This is a genomic window from Furfurilactobacillus rossiae DSM 15814 (genome assembly GCF_000428925.1).
GTDB lineage: Bacteria > Bacillota > Bacilli > Lactobacillales > Lactobacillaceae > Furfurilactobacillus > Furfurilactobacillus rossiae.
Map to the genome: position 1 here is coordinate 64,792 of NZ_AUAW01000011.1, position 20,596 is coordinate 85,387.

Genomic DNA, 20,596 nt, shown 5'->3' on the forward strand with positions numbered 1-20,596 from the left:
TCGGAAAGTCTGTTACAGTACTCTACAGAATAAATGAATGAGGTGGATAAATTGGTAAGCTCTTTAACAACGACTTTAGTCGGTGCGGCTGCTCAAGGAAGTAACTTATGGAGTTCAGTACTTCTGATTGTTTTGTTTGTCGCAATCTTTTACTTTTTCATCATGCGTCCTAACCGTAAGCAACAGGATCAACGTAAGGAAATGATGAGTGGTCTTCACGTGGGTGATCGCGTGGTTACCATTGGCGGTATGCACGGTGTGATTGATTCACTCGACAGTGCTAACAAGACGGTTACGATTGATGCAGACGGAATTTACCTTGTGTTTGACCTGCAGGCCATTCATCACGTAGAAACGCCTAAGTCAACAAGCACTGCTAAAGTTACTGACGCAGCCACGAGCAGTGTAAGTGCTTCAACAAGTGAAGCTACAAGTGCAACTAGTGAAGCTACTAGTAGCGTTGCACAAAGTGCTGACAGTGTTGCCAGCCAAGCAACTGAAAAAGATAGTGAATAATCGGTTTGCATAAATTGCAGAATAAGACAGGTCACACGGTGCCATCGTGTTGGCCTTTTTTATTCTGGTAAAACGAACGTATGTTTGCTAAAATGGATATACAAGCAATTCATGTCGAAATCAGTCTGGGTAAAAAAGGGAGGCGAAATCGGTGGCCAACACGTTGTTGAAAATTCCGCTCACAGTTAATGCGGAACGGAAAATTATCCATGTTGATATGGACGCTTTTTACGCGTCGATTGAGGAACGTGATCATCCTGAATTTCGTCATCAAGCACTGATTGTTGCTCGCAATCCACGAGAAACAGGTGGTCACGGTGTTGTGACAACGGCTAATTACGTTGCCCGAAAACTGGGTGTACATTCAGCAATGAGTGCGCAGGAAGCACAAAAACTGGCACCAAAGGCAATCTTTAAAACACCGGATTTCACCAAGTACCGTGCTGTTTCGGCAACGATCCACCAAATTTTTCACGAATATACAGATCATATTGAACCGATTGCATTCGACGAGGCCTATTTGGATGTTACTAATAATAAGCAAGAAATTGATTCTGCAGTGACCCTAGCACATCAGCTACAGGCAGAAATTTGGGAAAAGGTTCATTTAACTTGTTCAACCGGCATTTCTTACAATAAATTTCTGGCCAAATTGGCATCTGATTTTGCCAAGCCGGTCGGTGTGACGGTCGTCTTACCCGGCGATGCAGAGGCATTTCTCTCACCTTTGCCCATTGAAAAATTTCGTGGTGTTGGCAAGAAAACGGTACCTAAGATGCATGATTTGGGTATTTTGACGGGAGCCGATCTACTGAAATGGTCGGAGGCAGATCTGATGCAAAATTTTGGCAAATTAGGGTACAGTCTCTATCGTCATGTGCGTGGCAGTGATGACCGCCCAGTCGAATGGCAACGAACGCGCAAGTCAATTGGTCGCGAAGAAACGTATGATGCACCGTTGGATAACGAGGCAGATGTCGAAACCCAATTACAATTACTTGCTACAGATTTGGTCAGTCATCTAAACAAGCAACAGCGTCATGGGAAAACGATTGTTTTAAAGGTTCGTGACGCTGATTTTAATACAATAACAAAGCGTCAAACGCAGGCTGAATATTTTGAAAATGACGCCACGGTACTTTATGAAGCGGCCCGTGAAATTTTTGATGTTACGGCCGACTTGAGTAAGGGGGTTCGGTTGCTGGGCATTACCATGACTAACCTAGATCCGTTAACTTTTGAAAACTTAAGTTTGCCACTATATTCGTTGAATTCTGATCGGGCATTTTAAATTGATTGAGTCTGCTTTGTGTTTAATGGCTTTTTTCGCTATACTTGCAGATACGAGATAAGTGGAGGTCCAATAAAAGATGGACGTGCAAAAGGCAATTTTTGATGACATTAAACGCAAACAGACAATTATTATTCACCGCCATCAGCGGCCAGATCCAGATGCGGTTGGCTCACAGGTTGGTTTGGCTAAAATTCTGCAACAGGCTTTTCCAGAGAAAAAAATCTTTGCGGTTGGTAAGCAAATTCCGGGATTGGCTTGGTTGGCAGAAATGGATGAAGTAGAAGATGCTCAGTTCGATTCTGCGCTCATCTTAGTGTTGGATACCGCAAACGAGCCTCGAGTGGATGATCAACGATGGCGCCGCGGTCAGGAAGTTATCAAAATAGATCACCATCCTGATGATGATCCGTTTGGTGATTTGAGCTGGGTAGAAGAGGACGCATCAAGCACGTCTGAAATGATTGTCGATTTTGCCAATCGTTTTGACCTGAAGGTGTCTAAGGAAGCAGCGAGGGTCCTTTACGCAGGAATCGTGGGCGATACCGGTCGATTCTTGTACTCGGATACGCGACCTCATACAATGATCGTAACGGCACAGCTGATGGAGACTGGTATAGATGCGGTTGCCGTTAATCAGATGGAAGACGAAATGCCTTTGCCAGTGGCTCGGTTGACCGCGTATTTGTATGATCACCTTACGATTTCTTCATCGGGTGCCGCTCATGTTATTTTGGGCGCAGAAACGATTAAATCGTTTAATTTAGGTGATGCTGGAACTGCTAGCCTTGTCCCCATGGCTGGCAAAATTGATAGTGTCAAGACCTGGGCTATTTTTGAAGAACAAGATGATCACAGTTATCGTGTCCGTTTGCGATCCAAGGGGCCTGCCATTAGCGGTTTGGCTCGTGAACACAATGGTGGTGGTCATCCGTTGGCCAGTGGTGCAAAGGCTAAGGATCTTGATGAAGTTAAACTGATGATTACTAAGCTTGAAACACTGACAGCTAAGGATAAGTAAACGCAAATGTGAGTCGTGATGATTCACGCGTTAAAGGAGAAACAATGACGGAAACATTTAAGGATTTACAGTTGCGACCGGAGTTATTGGAAGCACTGCAGGAAATTAATTTTGTTAAGCCGACGCCAGTTCAGGCTAAGCTTATTCCTGTGATTTTAGGCGGTCGCTCTGTAGTTGGTCAGTCACAAACGGGAAGTGGGAAGACCCACGCATTCTTGCTGCCAATCTTTGATCAATTAAAGGTAGACGTTGATGAAGTACAGGCGATTATTGCGACCCCATCACGTGAACTGGCTAGCCAGATTTATGAGGACGCAAAGCAGTTGGCTGGTCATTTCAAGGATCAGATCAGAATTGCCAATTACGTTGGTGGTACTGATCGGTCGCGTCAAGAACGCCAATTAGATAAGCATCAGCCGCAAGTGGTTATTGGGACGCCAGGTCGTTTACGCGATTTCATGGAAGAACATGAACTAGATTTGCATACAGCTCATCAATTTGTAATTGATGAAGCAGATATGACGTTAGACATGGGCTTTTTAAAGGACGTGGATAAAATTGCTGGGGCCTTGCCAAAGGATCTTCAAATGATGGTCTTTTCCGCGACAATTCCACAGAAATTGCAACCATTTTTGAAAAAATATTTGACGAACCCTGTGGTAGAAGAAATTCCTGTAACTTCAATTATCAGCCCAACAATTGATAACTGGTTGATTTCGACTAAGGGTAAACAAAAAGATGAATTAATCTACGAATTACTGACGATGGGGGAACCCTACTTAGTGTTGGTATTTTGTAATACAAAACAACGAACTGCTGAACTTACTGCTTACCTTAAGGGACGAGGGTTAAAGGTTGCCATGATTTCCGGTGACGTACAGGCGCGTGAGCGTAAACGGGTCATGAAGCAAGTTCAAAACTTAGATTACCAATATGTGGTCGCAACTGATTTAGCGGCCCGTGGGATTGACATCAAAGGGGTATCACACGTTATTAACGATGATATTCCGCATGATCTTGATTTCTTTATTCACCGAGTGGGTCGTACAGGTCGAAATGGAATGCCCGGCATTGCAATTACGCTGTACAAGCCAGGTGAAGAAAACGAAATTGCTGAGATCGAAAAACTTGGTGTTAAGTTTGCACCAAAGGATGTTCGTCACGGGGAAGTTGTTGATTCATACGATCGGAACCGTCGTTTCCAACGAACGGCTACTCATGAAAAACTTGATCCGACCTTGGTTGGGATGGTCAAGAAAAAGAAAAAGAAGATTAAGCCTGGTTATAAACATCAGATTAAGACGGCCATTAAGCGGAAGGCTCAGGCGGACAAGCGAATTGAAATGCGTGAGTCGGCTCGTAGCCAGCGCCGTCAAAATCGGCGTCAAGGTGAATCTCAACGGTCAAATAGGAGCCACTAGTTCTGAAAGCAAGTGAGGTGTAGCTTGTTAATTTTCTGAAAACAAATTGACATGCCAAGCGTGAATGCTATACTAAAAATCAGTCAAGGATATGCAGCATGAACTTACTTTTAAGCGACGCTCTGGCCGGTGAAAAGAGTGATGTAAGCGTGACTGTGCTCCCTTGAATAAAATTTGATAAACACTTGTTTTAAAACAAACACGCGACTCAGCGTTATGAGTGAGTGGTTAACGACAACATCGTTGCAAGCAAAGTGGTACCGCGGCCCATGGCCGTCTTTGCAAGCGGCAGTGTTGTTTTTTGTTTCTGTCACAGGTGATGAAAGGAAAGTCATGAAAGAATTAACAAGTAGCCAAGTTCGGCAAATGTACCTTGATTTTTTTGAACAGCACGGTCATAAAATTATGCCTAGTGCTTCACTAGTTCCCGTGGATGATCCAACTTTGTTATGGATCAACTCTGGTGTTGCAACGATGAAGAAATATTTTGATGGATCCGTTGTGCCTGATAATCCACGAATGACGAGTTCACAAAAGAGTATTCGGACTAATGATATTGAAAATGTTGGTCGGACGGCGCGTCATCACACGTTGTTTGAGATGCTGGGAAACTTTTCCGTGGGTGACTACTTCAAGCATGACGCTGTTCACTGGGCTTGGGAACTATTAACCGGCGAACAATGGTTTGATTTCGATCCAGAAAAACTGTACATCACGGTTTATCCAAAGGATACTGACGCTAAAGCAGAGTGGCTGGACGCCGGTGTTAAGGAAGACCATATTGTGGAAGCAGAAGACAATTTCTGGGATATTGGTCAAGGTCCTTCAGGTCCTGACTCAGAGATCTTCTATGATCGTGGTCAAGAAATGAACAATGTCGCCGAAGATGATCCAGAGAATTATCCCGGTGGTGAAAACGAACGGTACCTAGAAATTTGGAACATTGTGTTTTCACAGTTTAACCACACACCGGAAGGTACTTATGAACCATTGCCGCATAAAAATATTGATACGGGGATGGGATTGGAACGGGTTGTTTCTGTGTTTCAGCATGCCCGGACTAACTTTGAAACGGACTTGTTTTTACCGATCATTCGGGCGACAGAACAGCTCTCTGATGGTAAAAAGTATGAGGCCAACAAGAATGACGACGTTTCCTTCAAGATCATTGCTGACCACGCTCGGGCAGTTACGTTTGCCATCGGTGACGGCGCATTGCCATCAAACGAAGGCCGTGGATATGTTATCCGTCGATTGATTCGTCGGGCCATCTTGAATGGCAAGAAATTAGGCATTAACGAAGCCTTTTTATACAAGCTTGTACCAGTTGTTGGGGAAATCATGAAGAGCCATTACCCAGCTGTTTTGGAGCAAGCTGACTATATTGCCGGTGTTATTCATTCTGAAGAAGATCGGTTTAATGTAACCTTGGACACTGGTTTGTCATTGTTGAATGATACGATTGCTGCAACCAAAGCTGCCGGGAAAACACAATTAGACGGGGCAGAAGCCTTTAAGCTGTTTGATACTTATGGTTTCCCTGTTGAATTGACTACCGAATATGCTGGTGACGAAGGCTTAGGCGTTGACCAAGACGGTTTTAAGAGTGAAATGGAAAAGCAACGTGCTCGGGCTCGTAATGCACGTTCATCAGCTAAATCAATGGGTGTTCAGCGTGCTTTGTTAACGGATATTAAGTCAGTTAGCAAGTATGTGGGCTATAACCAGTTAACGGTTGAAAACGCTAAGTTGCTTGATATCATTGTTGATGAAAAATTAGTCGATCAGACGGATGATAATGTTGACAGTGCTGAAGTCATTTTTGATATGACACCATTCTATGCAGAAATGGGTGGTCAGGTTGCTGATACTGGTAGTATCGTTGATGAAACTGGGCATCAGGTAGCCAAAGTCACAGATGTTCAACATGCACCAAACGGTCAGAACTTGCATACAGTGAAAGTGACTGGCAAGTTGGTTAAAGGCGCAACTTACACGTTAACGGTAGACGCCGCTCGTCACAGCAAAATCGAAAAAAATCATACCGCTACCCACTTGTTAGATCAGTCACTGCGTAACGTACTGGGAACGCATACTGCTCAGGCCGGTTCACTGGTTGAACCGCATTACTTAAGATTTGATTTCACGCACTTTGGTCAGGTTACCAGTGAAGACCTGCATAAGGTTGAACAGATGGTTAATGATCAGATCTTTGCTGAAATCCCTGTAAAAACTGTGGAAACCGACATTGAAACAGCTAAGAAGATGGGCGCTATTGCCATGTTCTCTGAAAAGTATGGCAAACGGGTACGGGTTGTTTCTGTTGGTGATTTCAACACAGAATTCTGTGGTGGCGACCATGTTTCAAATACAAACGAGCTGGGCTTATTCAAGATCGTGTCAGAAACTGGTGTTGGTGCCGGTGTACGCCGGATTGAAGCCGTTACAGCTGGAGATGCCTTTAAGTTCTTAAACGATGAAGAAAACCTGTTGAGCCAAACAGCTGCATTGGTTAAGGCACCACAACTAAAGGAAGTGCCACATCGTGTTGAGGCACTTCAGGGTGAAGTTAAACAGCTTGAAAGTGATCAGCGTGCATTGCAAGCCAAGATGGCCTCTCAACAAGCTGCTAGTGCATTTGACAATATCGAAACAGTCAATGGAACAAGTCTAATTGCTCAGCAGGTTAACGTTGCTGGCATGGGCCAATTACGGCAATTAGCCGATGATTGGAAACAAAAGTTACCTTCAGATGTGCTTGTATTGGCAACTGCCAATGAAGGTAAAGCTAGCCTGTTAGTAGCAATGGCACCGGATCAAGTTAAAGCCGGTCGCAAAGCAGGTGATCTTATCAAGGCGATTGCGCCAGCTATTAACGGTGGTGGCGGTGGCCGCCCTGACATGGCTCAGGCCGGTGGCAAGAACCCAGATGGTATTAGCGAAGCTTTGGCTCAGGCCAAGACTTGGTTGGAAAAACAATAAATTTAAGGATTGGTTCACTCAAACGACTTGTGTAATTAAGAGTGACTAATGGCTTTATTGGCTCATAATGGTTTATTGAAAACGGAAATTAACGGTGCAGTCATCGTTAGTTTCTGTTTTTTATTTCAGTTTGGGGCTGTTTATTTGACAATACGGTTACAATAGGCTGGATAATTGTTATTTGACCAATGTTTCAGTAGAATAGTTATTAATCGGAGTGTGTAGATTTTAGGGCTCACGGTAATGGTCTGTTACTGCACGCGGAAGTCCGTTGGGTTGATTGACCATGGAGGGATACAGATGAGTACGACAGATAAAACCATGTTCTTTGATTTTAATAATCAGCAACAAAAAGACGTTCATGATACGTTAACAACGGTGTATGCTGCACTTGAAGAGAAGGGCTATAACCCGATCAATCAGATTGTAGGATACTTGTTGTCGGGGGATCCAGCATACATTCCACGTTTGAATGATGCTCGTAATTTAATTCGGAAGCATGAGCGCGACGAAATTATTGAAGAACTAGTACGTTCATATTTAAAGGCGGATAACAGCAATAAATGAAATTAATGGGATTAGATGTTGGTTCACGCACTGTGGGCGTTGCAGTCAGTGATGCCTTCGGTTGGACCGCGCAAGGTGTTGAAATCGTCCGTATCAACGAAGATGAGGGTGAATTCGGCTTAGATCGAATTGAAGAGTTGGTCAAAGCTCATGGGACACAAGGCTTTGTATTGGGATTACCGAAAAATATGAACAACACGCTTGGACCACGTGTGGCGGCCTCACAACATTACGGTGAGTTACTCACTGAACGTTTTCACCAACCGGTTGACTTTGTCGATGAACGGTTGACGACGGTTGAGGCTGAGCGGATGCTCGTTGAACAAGCGGACACCTCACGTAAAAAGCGTAAACAAGTGATTGATAAGTTAGCTGCTGCTTTAATTTTGCAGAATTATTTAGATGCTCATGGTAAACTGACACAGGCATGATTATTGGATGCCTAAAGTGACAATCAATTATTTAATTTTGTAAAAACTCTTCATATCTTGTAATAAAGAAAGTGGGAACTAAAATGGCAGAAACCAAACACAGTGGTGCAGAAGACAATGACGAACAACAAATTACATTAGTTGACGATAATGGCAATGAGACACTTTACAATGTTTTATTCACATTTAAGTCAGATGATTATGGCAAATCATACATTTTACTTTATCCAGCCAGCGCGGCAGATGATGAAGAAGTGGACATTCAGGCATATGCATTTGATCCTGAGGAAGATGGTTCCACGGAAGGCGAACTATCACCGATTGAGAATGACGACGAATGGGACATGGTTGAGGAAATGCTAAATACTTTCCTTGATGATGACTCAAACATGTCAAATTAACTTGTATACTGACTTGTGTTTAATGACGGCGCTGTATTCCTATTCATGAGGAGTGCAGCGCTGCTTGCGTCAACTGACTTAAATCTAGAAATAGGTGGAGCGTAACAGCATGGTGTTATCGTTAATTGTTATATTATTACTGCTTATCGCGTTGGGCAGAGGCTATCGGCGTGGTTTTGTCGTTGAAGTTGCCACGACGGTTGGCTATGTGTTTGTCATTATCATTGTCAAACTATTAACGCCAACAGTGGCTAGTTGGCTGGCACATTTGTTGCCGATGAATCATCAACCAACTGCAAATGATCAGCTGTTAAATAGCCAAGTGAATCATTTTTGGTCTGCTGGTTTGGCTTTTTGGTTGTTGATGATTATCGGCTTGATTCTCCTTCGCTGGTTAACGCGATCGTTAAAATTATTTACCAACATTCCAGTGATTCACGGCATTAACGCGCTGAGTGGTGCGTTGATTGCCGGCGTGCTGATGTATGTATTAATCTTTTTTGGCCTCGCAATCGCTTCTGTCTGGCCAGCGGCATGGATACATGATCAATTAGTACATTCACCAGTAAGTCACTGGATTTTGCACCAAACACCACTGCTGTCAGAAAAAATCTTTCAATGGTGGTTGACTCGGTAGAAAAGGACTGAATACAAATTGATGAATAAACGTGGGCTCACAACCCTCGAATTTGATAAAGTAAAAGAAAAAATGACCGGTATGTTAAGCTCGCCGATTGGTCATAGAGAACTTGCTGAATTACAGCCAGCAACAGATCCAAGCATTATTCAGCGACGTTTGGACGAAACAAAAGATGCCACGGACATTCTTAGGCTCAAAGGCGGTATCCCGTTGCCAGAGCTCGCTGATTTGACCCCGCACATGAAACGATTGGCCATTGATGCAGCCTTAAACGGAACAGAATTAGCTGCGGTTGGCCGTGTTCTGCAAACCGCAATGAGTGTTAGAACTTTCTTTAGTCAGCTCGCAGAGGATGGCACTGAGCTGCGACAACTCAATGAGACGGCCAAACAAATTGTTGCATTGCCTGACCTAACTCGTCAGTTAAATACTTCGATTGAGCCAGATGGTCGGGTTAGTGATGCTGCAAGTGAGGAACTGGCCAGAATTCGTCGTCGTATTAAGAGCACTGAAGACCTGATTCGGTCGCGTATGCAAAATTACGTTCGTGGCAAGCAGGCTCGTTATTTGAGTGAACCGATTATCACGATGCGTAATGATCGTTACGTTGTCCCAGTTAAGACAGAGTATCGCGGACGTTTGGGCGGTGTGGTTCATGATGAAAGTCAATCGGGTCAAACCTTATATATTGAACCAGAAGATGTGGTGGACTTAAATAATCGTTTGCGGCAGAGCCAGGTTCAAGAGCGTAATGAAGAGGCCCGAATTTTACAGGAATTATCAGCTGTGCTAACACCACACCGTGAAGACATCTTGGCAAATGCGGATGTGTTGGGGCATCTGGATTTTGTGAATGCCAAGGCCCGCTATGCACATCAACTAAATGCGACAGAGCCGCAATTGAGCACAGATGGACACATTAACTTAAGACAAGCACGGCATCCATTATTAGATCCCGAAACAGCTGTGCCTAATGACATTACGCTTGGCGACGATTACGACGCAATCATTATTACTGGACCTAATACAGGCGGTAAGACGATCACTTTGAAAACATTGGGACTAAGCCAATTAATGGCGCAATCTGGCCTATTTATTCCGGCATTTGAGGGTAGTCATGTCGCTGTGTTTGACAATGTTTTTGCTGATATTGGTGATGAGCAGTCCATTGAACAGTCGCTAAGTACGTTTAGCTCGCATATGGACAACTTGATTCAAATACTCAATCAGGCAACGTCAAACAGCCTAGTGCTGGTAGACGAAATTGGTGCCGGGACGGATCCTAAAGAAGGCGCGGCGTTAGCAATCGCTATCCTAGATGCGTTTGGGACGATTGGTGCGGATGTGGTGGCGACTACCCACTATCCTGAATTAAAGGCTTATGGATATGATCGACCACGGACAACCAATGCAAGCATGGAGTTTGATGGTGAGACATTGCAGCCAACTTACCGGTTATTATTAGGCATTCCAGGACGATCAAACGCACTGGAAATTTCGCAGCGGTTGGGTTTGCGTTCAGATATTATCGCGGCAGCGCGTGAGTTGACGAGTCAAGATAGCCAAGACTTGAACGCAATGATTGGTGATCTTGTTGCCCAACGAAAACAAGCTACTGATGAAGCAGCTACGTTGGCTGAACAATTAGCTGACGCGACAAAGTTACAGACCGAGTTGACTGCTCAATTTGATCGATTCACGGAACAAAAAACGCATCAGCTGGATGTGGCAAAGCAAGAAGCAAATCACATTGTGGCAGATGCCAAGAAACAGTCCGACAAGATCATTCATCACCTGCGTCAAATGGAAGTAAAGCAGGGAGCTGGCGTTCGCGAGAACGAGCTCATTGACGCCCAAGGAAAACTTAATGCGTTGAGACAAGATCCGTCACTGGCTAACAATAAAGTATTGGCACGTGCGAGAAAAAAGCATACTTTCCATCCTGGGGATGCTGTGGTAGTCAAATCTTATGGCCAACACGGGACAATCAATCGTCAATTGAGTGCGCATGAATGGGAAGTTCAAATGGGTGCACTTAAGATGAAAGTAGACGATTCAGATCTTGAAAAGTCTAATGAACCAACCGCCAATGAAAAGGAACAGCGTGCCAGTCGTACAGCAGTTCACAGTAATATCGGTGCACGCGCGCAGGCACAATTAGACTTGCGTGGTCACCGTTACGACGCCGCAATGAGTGAAGTGGATCGCTTTATCGATTCAGCGTTGTTGGCTAATCTTGGTGAAGTGACGATTGTCCATGGTAAAGGAACTGGTGCACTGCGCCAAGGAGTAACAGAGTACTTACGGTCTAATCCGCGGGTCAAAAGCTTTGGTTTTGCACCAGCAAACGCCGGTGGTGATGGCGCAACCGTTGTCAAACTTGGTTAGTGAATGCGACAGAAACGTGTATCTAATGCATGAAGTAATCAGTTTGCAAAGGTAAGCAAAAGAATTTCGTGTTTTCCAAAAAAGAGTACACTATGTTTACGTACAAAAAGTTAGTGAACGGGAGGCTGAATGTTTATGGCAGTTAATGTAACAACAGATAAAACCTATGATGCAGATACTAATACAGGTGTTGCAGTGACAGATTTCTGGGCAACTTGGTGTGGCCCATGTAAAATGCAATCCCCAGTTGTGGAACAATTAGCAGACGAAATGGGCGACAAAGTTTCATTTACAAAGATGGATGTAGATGAAAATCCTGACACGCCATCAAAATTTGGGATCATGGGGATTCCAACGTTGATCGTCAAGAAGGACGGCAACGTTGTGGACACACTCGTGGGCTACCACACAAAGGAACAAATTCAAAAGACGCTAGCACAGTATATGGCGTAGGTTCTCGCGTAATGTTCGTAAAGTGAGAATTTAGTGAGACTCCGACCACATCGTTATGTGGTTAGGGTCTTTTTTTGTGTTTTCTGGTATGCTAGTCGGTGTACCAAAATAGAGTCAGTCTAGTTTAAGACTTTTTTTAACAATTGATGGGGTCAAAATCGTTATACTAGACGTATTGGTACAAAGTGGAGGACAGAGAAAATATGGCAAAGTTTAAAATATGGCTAAATCAGCCATGGGTCACATTTGTCTTACGGACTGCTTTTTATTTCGTGATTTTGTTATTGTTGATCTACTTATACAGTTACTCTGGTTTAAATCAGAGTAAGTTCATCTATAACGAATTCTAGAACGTGGGATGGAGGGAAATTATGATTGATAATATGATTACCACGATTGATAACTGGGCAGCAACGACTCCTGATGCCATTGTTTACAATGACATGGGGGAGACGCATACATATGCACAGTTAAAACGTGCATCAGACGCCATTGCTGCCTATTTGGACGGACTCAATCTACCTGCTAAATCGCCGATTATCGTTTTCGGTGGTCAACAGTTTGCAATGATTGCAAGTTTTTTGGGTGCCGTTAAGGCTGGACATGCGTACATTCCGGTGGACAAACATTCACCAAATGATCGGTTAACGATGATTGAGGACATTGCGCATCCAGCTGCTGTGATTGCTGTTGATGCATTGCCAGTGGATGTTGGCGAACAACCTGTATTGACGGGCGATACGTTAACTGACTTGCTCAGTGCGCAAACTGCAACTTATCAATTGGATCATCCTGTTGATGGTGATGACAATTACTACATTATCTTCACGTCAGGAACAACGGGGAAACCCAAGGGTGTGCAAATCAGTCACACAAATTTACTCAGTTATACAAACTGGATGCTTAGCGATGATTTTAAATTGTCTCAAAATCCAGTAACGTTGGCACAACCACCATATTCATTTGATTTATCTGTTATGGATTGGGCGCCAACACTAGCTCTAGGTGGTACTTTAATGGCACTGCCAAAACAGGTGACGGATAATTTCAAACAACTGTTTGAAACATTGCCGGCAATGAACTTGAATGTGTTTGTCTCAACGCCATCGTTTGCTGACATTTGTCTGTTAGAACCGACGTTTGACGAGCAGCATTTGCCAGACTTGAGTCACTTTTTGTTCTGTGGTGAAGAGCTGACTGTTTCCACTGCGAAAAATTTACGGGAGCGGTTTCCGCATGCGCACATTTTTAACACTTATGGACCAACTGAAACGACAGTTGCCGTTACTGGCGTTGAAATTACTGACGCCTTGATTGAAAAAGGGCGTTTGCCAATTGGCACGGTTAAGTCTGACACGCAGATTCGCATCGTCGATGACGAAAACAAGACATTGCCTGCCGGCACAAATGGCGAGATCATTATCAGTGGACCAAGTGTTTCCAAGGGTTACCTTAATAATCCAGAAAAAACGGAAAAAGCATTCTTTACAGAAGATGGTCGCACAGCTTATCATTCTGGTGATCTTGGCTTTCTTGATGAAGACGGCATGTTGCATTATTTAGGTCGCATTGACTTCCAAATCAAGTTACATGGCTACCGAATCGAACTGGAAGAGGTTAACCATTATCTTGACGCCAATAAGTGGATCAAACAGGCTGTGGCAGTGCCAAAGTATGATAGCAATCACAAAGTGAGCCAAATGTGGGCGTACGTTGTACCGAATTCAAAGGACGACTTTAAGAACGATCTTCAACGAACAACGGCGATTAAACAGGAACTGAAAGATGTCATGATGGATTATATGGTTCCTAACCGGTTTGTGTACAAAGACAGCCTGCCATTGACAGCAAACGGGAAGGTCGACATTAAATCGATTATTGCCGAGGTGAACCCTGCATGATTAATTTAGAGCCATATGGGAATCCCCAATACTTTGTTTATCTATTGATTGGGTTAATCCCGCTAATGATCGGTTTGTACCACGGTCATCGCTGGCGTTGGTACCAAAGTGCCGTGTCGCTTGTTTTTATCTTTTTGATGTTTGATAGTCAGAAGTGGCAACAAGGTGTGGCACTGATTGGCTTCGTGATTTGGGAGTGGCTCATGGTCGGCGGTTATATGGCCTATCGTAAAAAAGCCAATAATCGGTGGATCTTTTACGGCGCATTTTTATTGAGTATTGTCCCACTGCTGTTTGTTAAGATTACGCCCGCCATTAATCCTGGACATACTTCTTTATTTGGATTTTTGGGGATTAGCTATTTAACCTTTAGGTCAGTTGGGATGATCATGGAAATGCGGGATGGCATTATTAAAGAATTCCATCCGATGCTGTTTCTTGAGTTTCTACTGTTTATGCCAACCATTTCGTCGGGACCAATTGATCGGTACAGACGTTGGCTTGATGATTATCAAAAAGTTCCCGATCGCGAAAAATATGTTGGCATGATTGAAAAAGCCGTGCATTACATTTTCTTGGGCTTTATGTATAAGTTTTTATTAGCCTATTTGTTTGGTACCATGCTTGTACCAAAGCTAGAAACGTTAACGTTGCGCTATGGTGGAACAGGCTTCTCATGGCCACTGGTCGGAGTGATGTATGCTTGGTCGATGTACTTGTTCTTTGACTTCGCCGGATATTCTTTATTCGCGGTTGCCATCTCATATTTGATGGGTATCGAAACACCGATGAACTTTAACCGGCCATTCCAGTCTCATAACTTGAAGGACTTCTGGAATCGTTGGCACATGACGCTATCATTCTGGTTCCGTGATTTTGTCTTCATGCGATTAGTTTTTGCCATGATGAAAAACAAGATTTTTAAGAGCCGGGTAACGGTCAGCAATGTTGCCTATATTTTTAATATGTTAATCATGGGTTTCTGGCATGGGGTAACCTGGTATTACATTGCTTATGGGTTACTACATGGTGTTGGACTAGTCGTCAACGATTGGTGGCTACGCTTTAAGAAGAAGCATCGTGAGAGTATTCCGCATAATAAACTGACGGAAGCATTTGCGATTTTTCTGACGTTCAACTTCGTTTGTTTTAGTTTCTTGCTCTTCTCTGGATTCTTGAGCAAACTTTGGTTCGGTCATTATTAAACCAAGTGATTTAATTTAGTAACACGTTGTTATTGCTAGCTAATTACAGGAGGAAAACTAATTATGGATGTTAAAGAAACGGTTATTTCAATTTTGAACGACTTAACGGGGAACGATGTTTCGGAAGATATGGACACAAACTTATTTGATTCTGGTTTGATGGATTCAATGGGTTCAGTTCAGTTGTTACTCGAATTACAAAGTCAGTTAGGTGTTAACGTACCTGTATCTGAATTTGTTCGCAGCGAATGGGACACCCCTAATAAAATTGTGACTAAGGTGGAAGGACTTGTAGACTAATCATGAATTCCTCGAAACGACTTTGGTTGATTATCGGCCCGGTCATTACGGCATTCATCATTTTACTTTTGCTATTACTTTCGCCAATTAACTTTGCTCACAACTCGGCGGAAACGGAGCGTCGCGCGGCGGTTTCATTAGCGCCACAAGTTTTTAAGGGCCGTCAGATTAAAAAGCAGGCGTTAGCTGGTAAGTACGTGCCATTTTTTGGCTCTAGTGAGCTGTCACGGATGGATCCATTGCATCCATCAGTTTTGGCGCAAAAGTATCACCGTAATTACCGTCCGTTTTTGCTCGGCGCGGCCGGTACACAATCGTTAACACAGTATTATTCGATGCAAACGATTGACACTCAGATGAAAAATAAAAAAGCAGTGTTCATTATTTCTCCTCAGTGGTTTGTGCCACAGGGTGCCCGTCCGGACGCTTTTGGATTCTACTATTCCAAGCTTCAGACCGTCGATTGGCTCCAACAAATTCAGAACACAAAGATGAATCGGTATGCAGCCCAAAGATTGTTGGAGATGCCTTCCGGTCATTCAGACCATGCGATTGCTCAAATGTTACGTAAAGTAGCTAAGGGTAAGCCGTTGTCAAATTACAATCGTCTTCAATTATCCGTTAGTGCTTTGATTTTATCTCATGAAGATCAACTTTTCTCCGATTATCGTTTAGGGCATAACTTGAGTAAGATTGACAAGGGCGTCAAGCAATTGCCAGATTCGCAAAGTTATTCTGCACTCGACAAAACGGCAACTACGTTGGGTAAAGAGAACACAACCAATAATTCGCTGGGTATCAAGAATAGTTTTTACAGTAATCGTTTACGTGGTCATGTTGCAGAGCTAAAGGGTGAGCAGGCTAAGTTTGATTACCGAAAATCTCCTGAATACAGTGATTTTGAGCTGGTACTGAATCAGTTTGCACAAACGCATACGGATGTCCTTTTCATCTTGCCACCAATCAATGAGCGGTGGGCCAAGTATACGGGACTTAATCGTGAGATGATCGACCAAACGAACAATAAGATCAAGCAGCAATTGTCCTCACAAGGTTTCAATAATGTGCTTGATTTGAGCCAGGATGGCGGTCAACCATACTTTATGGAAGACACGATTCACTTAGGTTGGCGTGGTTGGGTTGCTGTGGATAAGGGTGTTCGTCCATTCATGGCTAACAAACAGGCTAAACCGAAGTATCACATCAATACACGTTACTACTCAAAAGACTGGCAACAGTTGGATCCAACGGCACAAAATCTGACCAATTTTAAATAGTTAGAGATTTTGTCTCAGTAGTGCGCACGTTAATGTTTTAAAAGTATTTTTAGACTAATTAGTCGTAAAAAAAACACTTCAGTCCATAATGGATTTGAAGTGTTTTTTCATACATAGATGCCTGTTTATGTGTGGAGTCGTCAGAGCGGGTAGGTCCTTAAATTGAGGACAATTGAGAGTCGTGTTGTTATTTTGACTGCTCCGCGTCGTTGGTATCTTCACTATGAATGTTTAAGCTCGGTACTCTGGCGGCAACTTCACCGACGATGTTTTTTGGATCACTCTGAATGATAAACGTCACATGGTCCTTATGAATTTCATCAACGGTTCCTTCAGTAGCGGCACCAGTAATGATTTCGATTTCTTGGGCAAGAAAACCGGCCTCAAAGTCGAAACTTGCTTCAGGATAGGCAGCTAACCGATGACTGACTGCCGGACCGTTTAGTTCGAAACGTTGTTGTTTGCGACCACCGTGAGTTTGAACCAGCCGACCAAAATTAAGTTGTGTGAACAACGTGGTAATGGCTTGTTCTTCTGAAAGAGGGTTTTGACGCGCCATTTGACGGCCAATCCAATAGAGAATGGTCAACTGGTCACTGCCCAGAATAGCGGGAAGTACTTCGTCGCGGATGAAACCAGCGCCGAGTGCAGACACTGCGGGCTGTTGTAAAAGTTTATTATAGGTTGATTGGTCCATGACTGGTCTCCTTAAGATACATAAATTACTTTAATTATAGCCTTGCAGCGGCAAACTTTCATCCGTCAAAAAAGACTGGACAGAAGTTTTCAGACTGCATGCTTGAAAAAGACCACAGAAAGCGTCATGCTATAGTTTCAAGTTTTTTAGAGAACGAAAAAAGTACGAAAACATAAAGGGGCGTTTGTCATTATGGTTGAAATGGATAAAACTCGGTTGCGGGCAGATTTGCCAATTGGCTTTTTAGATTCTGGTGTCGGCGGTTTAACGGTGGTTAAGCAGGCACTGCGTCAATTGCCAAACGAGACGATCCGCTTCATTGGTGATCAAGCTCGATTGCCCTATGGGCCAAGACCCGCTGAACAGGTTGTCGATTTTACTTGGCAGATGGTTCATTTTCTAGAAAAGCAAGGCATTAAAATGCTGGTCATTGCGTGCAATACCGCAACTGCTGCCGCACTGCCAGATCTGCAAAAGAAAATGACGATTCCCGTTATCGGTGTGATTGATCCAGGTTCCAAGGCGGCCATCAAGGCTTCAAAAAATGGCCATATTGGAGTTATTGCAACAGAGGGAACAGTCAAAAGTGGCTCTTATGCACGGGCGATTCATACACAGAATGCTACGGTTGATGTGCAGAGTGTGGCCTGCCCGAAGTTTGTCACGCTTGTTGAAAGCAATGAATACCAAGCACCGATTGCAAAACAAATCGTAGCACAGGGGCTGCAACCGTTTTCCAATAGCAAGGTTGACACGCTGGTCATGGGGTGTACGCATTACCCGTTGTTACGGCCGCTGATTCAAAATGTCATGGGGAGTAATGTAACCTTGATTGACTCCGGAGCAGAAACTGTCAATGTGGTAGCGCAGTTGCTTGATGTTTATCATATGGCTGCTAAGAAAAAGGTTGGCGAAGATCATTACTTTACAACCGGTTCGCCAGCAATGTTCAAAACGATCGCGATGCAGTGGCTTGAATTATCGGGAATGAATGTGGATAAAGCGGTCATTGATTGAAATTTTTACTGAAAATGGTCATTATTAAGGGTGTAAGACAATAACAAGGTGGAGGCTAGTTATGGCAGATACAATTGTAATTGCAACTCAAAATGAAGGTAAAGCTGCGGAATACCGCAAACGGTTTGCAACACTGGGGATTAAAGTGCTGACGCTAAAAGATTTTCCTGGTGTGACGATGCCGCCAGAAGATGGTAGTTCGTTTGCTGAAAACGCTCAAATCAAGGCAGACGCACTGGCGAAGACGGTCGAATTACCGATTATTGCAGACGATTCTGGTCTCCAGGTCGATGCGCTAAATGGTGAACCTGGTATCCACTCAGCCCGTTACGCCGGCAACCATGATGACGAAGCAAACAACCGTAAGCTTTTGGCAGCCATGGACAAGGTGCCGGATGATGAACGCACGGCTAATTTTCACACGACGATCGTGGCCGTTAAGCCAAATGGTAAACGGTTATTTGTTAGTGGTGATGTGCGGGGCACGATTCTACGTGAGGCGCGTGGTAAAGATGGTTTCGGTTATGACCCACTATTTTACGTGGCTTCAAAGAAAAAGACGTTTGCCCAGATGAACATGGATGAAAAAAACGAAATTAGTCATCGTGGCAAAGCCATGGATTCATTGATGGCACAATTTCCAATTTGGTGGCGTGAAGACTGATGAAATTACTAGTGGTAAGTGACAGTCATGGTGATCGAGACATTTTGGTAACTCTTGCTGATCGGTTTACAGGTCAAGTGGATGCTTTTTGTCACTGTGGTGATTCTGAATTGCCAGCGGACGATCCAGTATGGAAAAATTATCATGTGGTCGGCGGTAATATGGATTTTGATTCTTCGTATCCTGTATCACAGACGGTCACAGTGGATGGCAAACGAATTTTCTTGACACATGGTCATTGTTACGGAATCAAACAAGATTTAACGCGACTGGCATTAGCCGCACGGGAAGCAAAGGCAGACTTTGCTTTTTTTGGACACTCGCATGAATTGGGCGTGGTTGAAACATCTGGGATTGTTTTCTTGAATCCTGGCAGTATTAGTCAACCGCGTGGCCAATATGCAAGTCTAGGTGGTACGTTTGCACTGGTCACATCAACCGGTGATCACACGACGATTGAGTTTTGCACGCGAGATGGACGTACTATTCCAGAATTAACTGTTACTTACGGAGGAAAAACTAAGCATGGTAGCAAAGACATTTAAGTTTGATGACGATTTAGAAGTTAACCGACTGGGTTATGGCACGATGCAGTTGCCAGGAAAGGGTGTTTGGGGGCCAAATGCGAATCCTAAGGCTGCAGTTGATGTGATGGATGCTGTTCTGAACAGTGATGTTAACTTCATTGATACGGCCGATGCGTATGGTCCACTGTTTGCTAATGATTATGTTAGACAAGCTTTGCAGGATTATGAGGGTGCTCATAAAATGATTGCTACTAAAGTTGGTTTTACCAGACAAGGACCAGATGTTTGGACGCCGCTTGGCAATCCTGATTATCTCCGTCAACAAGTTGAGATAAATCTTTTTTCATTGGGGTTGGAAAGTCTTGATTTGATTCAACTGCATCGAATTGATCCGCATTATCCATTAGCTGACCAAGTTGGTGTGCTGGCCGATATGAAAAAAGAAGGCAAGGTTAAACATATTGGGTTAAGCCAGGTTACGATTGATGATATTGAAGCAGCTCAAAAGATTACGCCGATTGCATCAGTTCAGAATCGTTACAATTTAACAGATAGACATGATGAAGGCGTCTTGAACTACGCCGATCAGCACCATATTGCCTTTATTCCATGGTATCCATTGGCGACGGGGCATCTTGCCACAGCCACTGGTCCATTGGCCGATATTGCGAAGGCACATCGCGCGACTCCGGCTCAAATAGCATTGGCATGGTTATTGCATCGTTCAGACGTGATTCTACCGATTCCTGGGACTAGCAATGTCAATCACTTCTTTAGCAACACTGCTGCCTCGAGAATTACACTATCGGCGGAAGAAATGACCCAGCTCACGAACTTGGGTGACGCAGAATAATGATTGACGAATGAAAACGGTTTTGTGCGTTTGCGGTTTATGGT

At 43.8% G+C, this 20,596-nt stretch carries 21 protein-coding genes; 20 read left to right on the forward strand and 1 reads right to left on the reverse strand.

All coding sequences use genetic code 11. The features are described from left to right. The first annotated feature begins 51 nt into the window (after positions 1–51). The 16 genes from yajC to dltD all read left to right on the forward strand — a co-directional run bounded on the left by yajC (position 52) and on the right by dltD (position 16,794). Positions 52–516, forward strand: a complete 465-nt coding sequence (gene yajC / locus G400_RS0108225; RefSeq protein ID WP_017261189.1) for a preprotein translocase subunit YajC — start codon at positions 52–54, stop codon at positions 514–516. 151 nt (positions 517–667) lie between these two features. After that, positions 668–1,807: a DNA polymerase IV gene (dinB, locus tag G400_RS0108230; RefSeq protein WP_017261188.1), complete on the forward strand. Its 1,140-nt coding sequence runs from the start codon at positions 668–670 to the stop codon at positions 1,805–1,807. Between the two features lie 79 nt (positions 1,808–1,886). Next, positions 1,887–2,828 carry a DHH family phosphoesterase gene (locus tag G400_RS0108235; protein ID WP_017261187.1) on the forward strand — a complete coding sequence of 314 codons (942 nt, stop codon included), beginning with the start codon at positions 1,887–1,889 and terminating at the stop codon, positions 2,826–2,828. A 44-nt stretch (positions 2,829–2,872) separates the two neighbouring features. Continuing rightward, complete coding sequence (locus G400_RS0108240) at positions 2,873–4,249, forward strand: DEAD/DEAH box helicase (RefSeq protein ID WP_017261186.1); 1,377 nt, start codon at positions 2,873–2,875, stop codon at positions 4,247–4,249. Positions 4,250–4,582: 333 nt separating this feature from the next. Then, entirely contained in the window at positions 4,583–7,231 is a 2,649-nt protein-coding gene (gene alaS / locus G400_RS0108245) for an alanine--tRNA ligase (protein ID WP_026017072.1), read from the forward strand. A gap of 300 nt (positions 7,232–7,531) precedes the next feature. Beyond that, positions 7,532–7,798 (forward strand): IreB family regulatory phosphoprotein, encoded by a 267-nt coding sequence (locus G400_RS0108255; protein ID WP_017261183.1) that lies wholly within the window; start codon positions 7,532–7,534, stop codon positions 7,796–7,798. Further along, positions 7,795–8,229, forward strand: coding sequence for a Holliday junction resolvase RuvX (gene ruvX / locus G400_RS0108260; protein ID WP_017261182.1), 435 nt, complete (start codon positions 7,795–7,797; stop codon positions 8,227–8,229). The genes G400_RS0108255 and ruvX overlap by 4 nt, the downstream gene beginning before the upstream one ends. Before the next feature lie 83 nt (positions 8,230–8,312). Then, entirely contained in the window at positions 8,313–8,630 is a 318-nt protein-coding gene (locus G400_RS0108265) for a DUF1292 domain-containing protein (protein WP_017261181.1), read from the forward strand. A 109-nt stretch (positions 8,631–8,739) separates the two neighbouring features. Next, a complete protein-coding gene (locus G400_RS0108270; RefSeq protein WP_017261180.1) occupies positions 8,740–9,267 on the forward strand; it encodes a CvpA family protein in 528 nt (175 codons plus the stop codon). A gap of 21 nt (positions 9,268–9,288) precedes the next feature. Beyond that, positions 9,289–11,658, forward strand: coding sequence for an endonuclease MutS2 (locus tag G400_RS0108275; protein ID WP_017261179.1), 2,370 nt, complete (start codon positions 9,289–9,291; stop codon positions 11,656–11,658). 135 nt (positions 11,659–11,793) lie between these two features. Next, positions 11,794–12,111, forward strand: a complete 318-nt coding sequence (gene trxA / locus G400_RS0108280; protein ID WP_017261178.1) for a thioredoxin — start codon at positions 11,794–11,796, stop codon at positions 12,109–12,111. A gap of 203 nt (positions 12,112–12,314) precedes the next feature. After that, positions 12,315–12,461 carry a teichoic acid D-Ala incorporation-associated protein DltX gene (locus tag G400_RS0108285; RefSeq protein ID WP_017261177.1) on the forward strand — a complete coding sequence of 49 codons (147 nt, stop codon included), beginning with the start codon at positions 12,315–12,317 and terminating at the stop codon, positions 12,459–12,461. 21 nt (positions 12,462–12,482) lie between these two features. After that, positions 12,483–14,012: a D-alanine--poly(phosphoribitol) ligase subunit DltA gene (dltA, locus tag G400_RS0108290; RefSeq protein WP_017261176.1), complete on the forward strand. Its 1,530-nt coding sequence runs from the start codon at positions 12,483–12,485 to the stop codon at positions 14,010–14,012. Beyond that, on the forward strand, positions 14,009–15,217 hold the full coding sequence (gene dltB, locus G400_RS0108295; RefSeq protein WP_017261175.1) for a D-alanyl-lipoteichoic acid biosynthesis protein DltB: 1,209 nt from the start codon (positions 14,009–14,011) through the stop codon (positions 15,215–15,217). The genes dltA and dltB overlap by 4 nt, the downstream gene beginning before the upstream one ends. A 63-nt stretch (positions 15,218–15,280) precedes the next feature. After that, positions 15,281–15,517, forward strand: a complete 237-nt coding sequence (gene dltC / locus G400_RS0108300; protein WP_017261174.1) for a D-alanine--poly(phosphoribitol) ligase subunit DltC — start codon at positions 15,281–15,283, stop codon at positions 15,515–15,517. Between the two features lie 2 nt (positions 15,518–15,519). Next, positions 15,520–16,794: a D-alanyl-lipoteichoic acid biosynthesis protein DltD gene (dltD, locus tag G400_RS0108305; protein ID WP_017261173.1), complete on the forward strand. Its 1,275-nt coding sequence runs from the start codon at positions 15,520–15,522 to the stop codon at positions 16,792–16,794. A 187-nt stretch (positions 16,795–16,981) separates the two neighbouring features. On the opposite strand, the gene G400_RS14830 is transcribed toward dltD, so the two are convergent. Beyond that, positions 16,982–17,491 (reverse strand): DUF2507 domain-containing protein, encoded by a 510-nt coding sequence (locus tag G400_RS14830; RefSeq protein WP_017261172.1) that lies wholly within the window; start codon positions 17,489–17,491, stop codon positions 16,982–16,984. Between the two features lie 192 nt (positions 17,492–17,683). On the opposite strand from G400_RS14830, the gene racE reads away from it, so the two are divergent. The 4 genes from racE to G400_RS0108330 all read left to right on the forward strand — a co-directional run bounded on the left by racE (position 17,684) and on the right by G400_RS0108330 (position 20,552). Beyond that, positions 17,684–18,508, forward strand: a complete 825-nt coding sequence (gene racE / locus G400_RS0108315; protein WP_017261171.1) for a glutamate racemase — start codon at positions 17,684–17,686, stop codon at positions 18,506–18,508. Positions 18,509–18,569: 61 nt separating this feature from the next. Beyond that, positions 18,570–19,172: an XTP/dITP diphosphatase gene (locus G400_RS0108320; protein WP_017261170.1), complete on the forward strand. Its 603-nt coding sequence runs from the start codon at positions 18,570–18,572 to the stop codon at positions 19,170–19,172. After that, positions 19,172–19,717 (forward strand): metallophosphoesterase, encoded by a 546-nt coding sequence (locus G400_RS0108325; RefSeq protein WP_017261169.1) that lies wholly within the window; start codon positions 19,172–19,174, stop codon positions 19,715–19,717. The genes G400_RS0108320 and G400_RS0108325 overlap by 1 nt, the downstream gene beginning before the upstream one ends. Beyond that, entirely contained in the window at positions 19,698–20,552 is an 855-nt protein-coding gene (locus G400_RS0108330) for an aldo/keto reductase (protein ID WP_017261168.1), read from the forward strand. Before G400_RS0108325 ends, G400_RS0108330 begins: the two co-directional genes overlap by 20 nt. Positions 20,553–20,596 lie beyond the last annotated feature (44 nt).

Coding starts and splice junctions, on each gene's coding strand:
- dltB (WP_017261175.1), top strand. CDS start 14,009: ATGATTAATTTAGAGCCATATGGGAATCCCCAATACTTTGTTTATCTA.
- ruvX (WP_017261182.1), top strand. CDS start 7,795: ATGAAATTAATGGGATTAGATGTTGGTTCACGCACTGTGGGCGTTGCA.
- G400_RS0108270 (WP_017261180.1), top strand. CDS start 8,740: ATGGTGTTATCGTTAATTGTTATATTATTACTGCTTATCGCGTTGGGC.
- racE (WP_017261171.1), top strand. CDS start 17,684: ATGGTTGAAATGGATAAAACTCGGTTGCGGGCAGATTTGCCAATTGGC.
- dltA (WP_017261176.1), top strand. CDS start 12,483: ATGATTGATAATATGATTACCACGATTGATAACTGGGCAGCAACGACT.
- G400_RS0108320 (WP_017261170.1), top strand. CDS start 18,570: ATGGCAGATACAATTGTAATTGCAACTCAAAATGAAGGTAAAGCTGCG.
- G400_RS0108325 (WP_017261169.1), top strand. CDS start 19,172: ATGAAATTACTAGTGGTAAGTGACAGTCATGGTGATCGAGACATTTTG.
- G400_RS14830 (WP_017261172.1), bottom strand. CDS start 17,491: ATGGACCAATCAACCTATAATAAACTTTTACAACAGCCCGCAGTGTCT.
- dltD (WP_017261173.1), top strand. CDS start 15,520: ATGAATTCCTCGAAACGACTTTGGTTGATTATCGGCCCGGTCATTACG.
- G400_RS0108240 (WP_017261186.1), top strand. CDS start 2,873: ATGACGGAAACATTTAAGGATTTACAGTTGCGACCGGAGTTATTGGAA.
- G400_RS0108330 (WP_017261168.1), top strand. CDS start 19,698: ATGGTAGCAAAGACATTTAAGTTTGATGACGATTTAGAAGTTAACCGA.
- G400_RS0108285 (WP_017261177.1), top strand. CDS start 12,315: ATGGCAAAGTTTAAAATATGGCTAAATCAGCCATGGGTCACATTTGTC.
- dltC (WP_017261174.1), top strand. CDS start 15,281: ATGGATGTTAAAGAAACGGTTATTTCAATTTTGAACGACTTAACGGGG.
- alaS (WP_026017072.1), top strand. CDS start 4,583: ATGAAAGAATTAACAAGTAGCCAAGTTCGGCAAATGTACCTTGATTTT.
- G400_RS0108235 (WP_017261187.1), top strand. CDS start 1,887: ATGGACGTGCAAAAGGCAATTTTTGATGACATTAAACGCAAACAGACA.
- G400_RS0108275 (WP_017261179.1), top strand. CDS start 9,289: ATGAATAAACGTGGGCTCACAACCCTCGAATTTGATAAAGTAAAAGAA.
- G400_RS0108255 (WP_017261183.1), top strand. CDS start 7,532: ATGAGTACGACAGATAAAACCATGTTCTTTGATTTTAATAATCAGCAA.
- trxA (WP_017261178.1), top strand. CDS start 11,794: ATGGCAGTTAATGTAACAACAGATAAAACCTATGATGCAGATACTAAT.
- G400_RS0108265 (WP_017261181.1), top strand. CDS start 8,313: ATGGCAGAAACCAAACACAGTGGTGCAGAAGACAATGACGAACAACAA.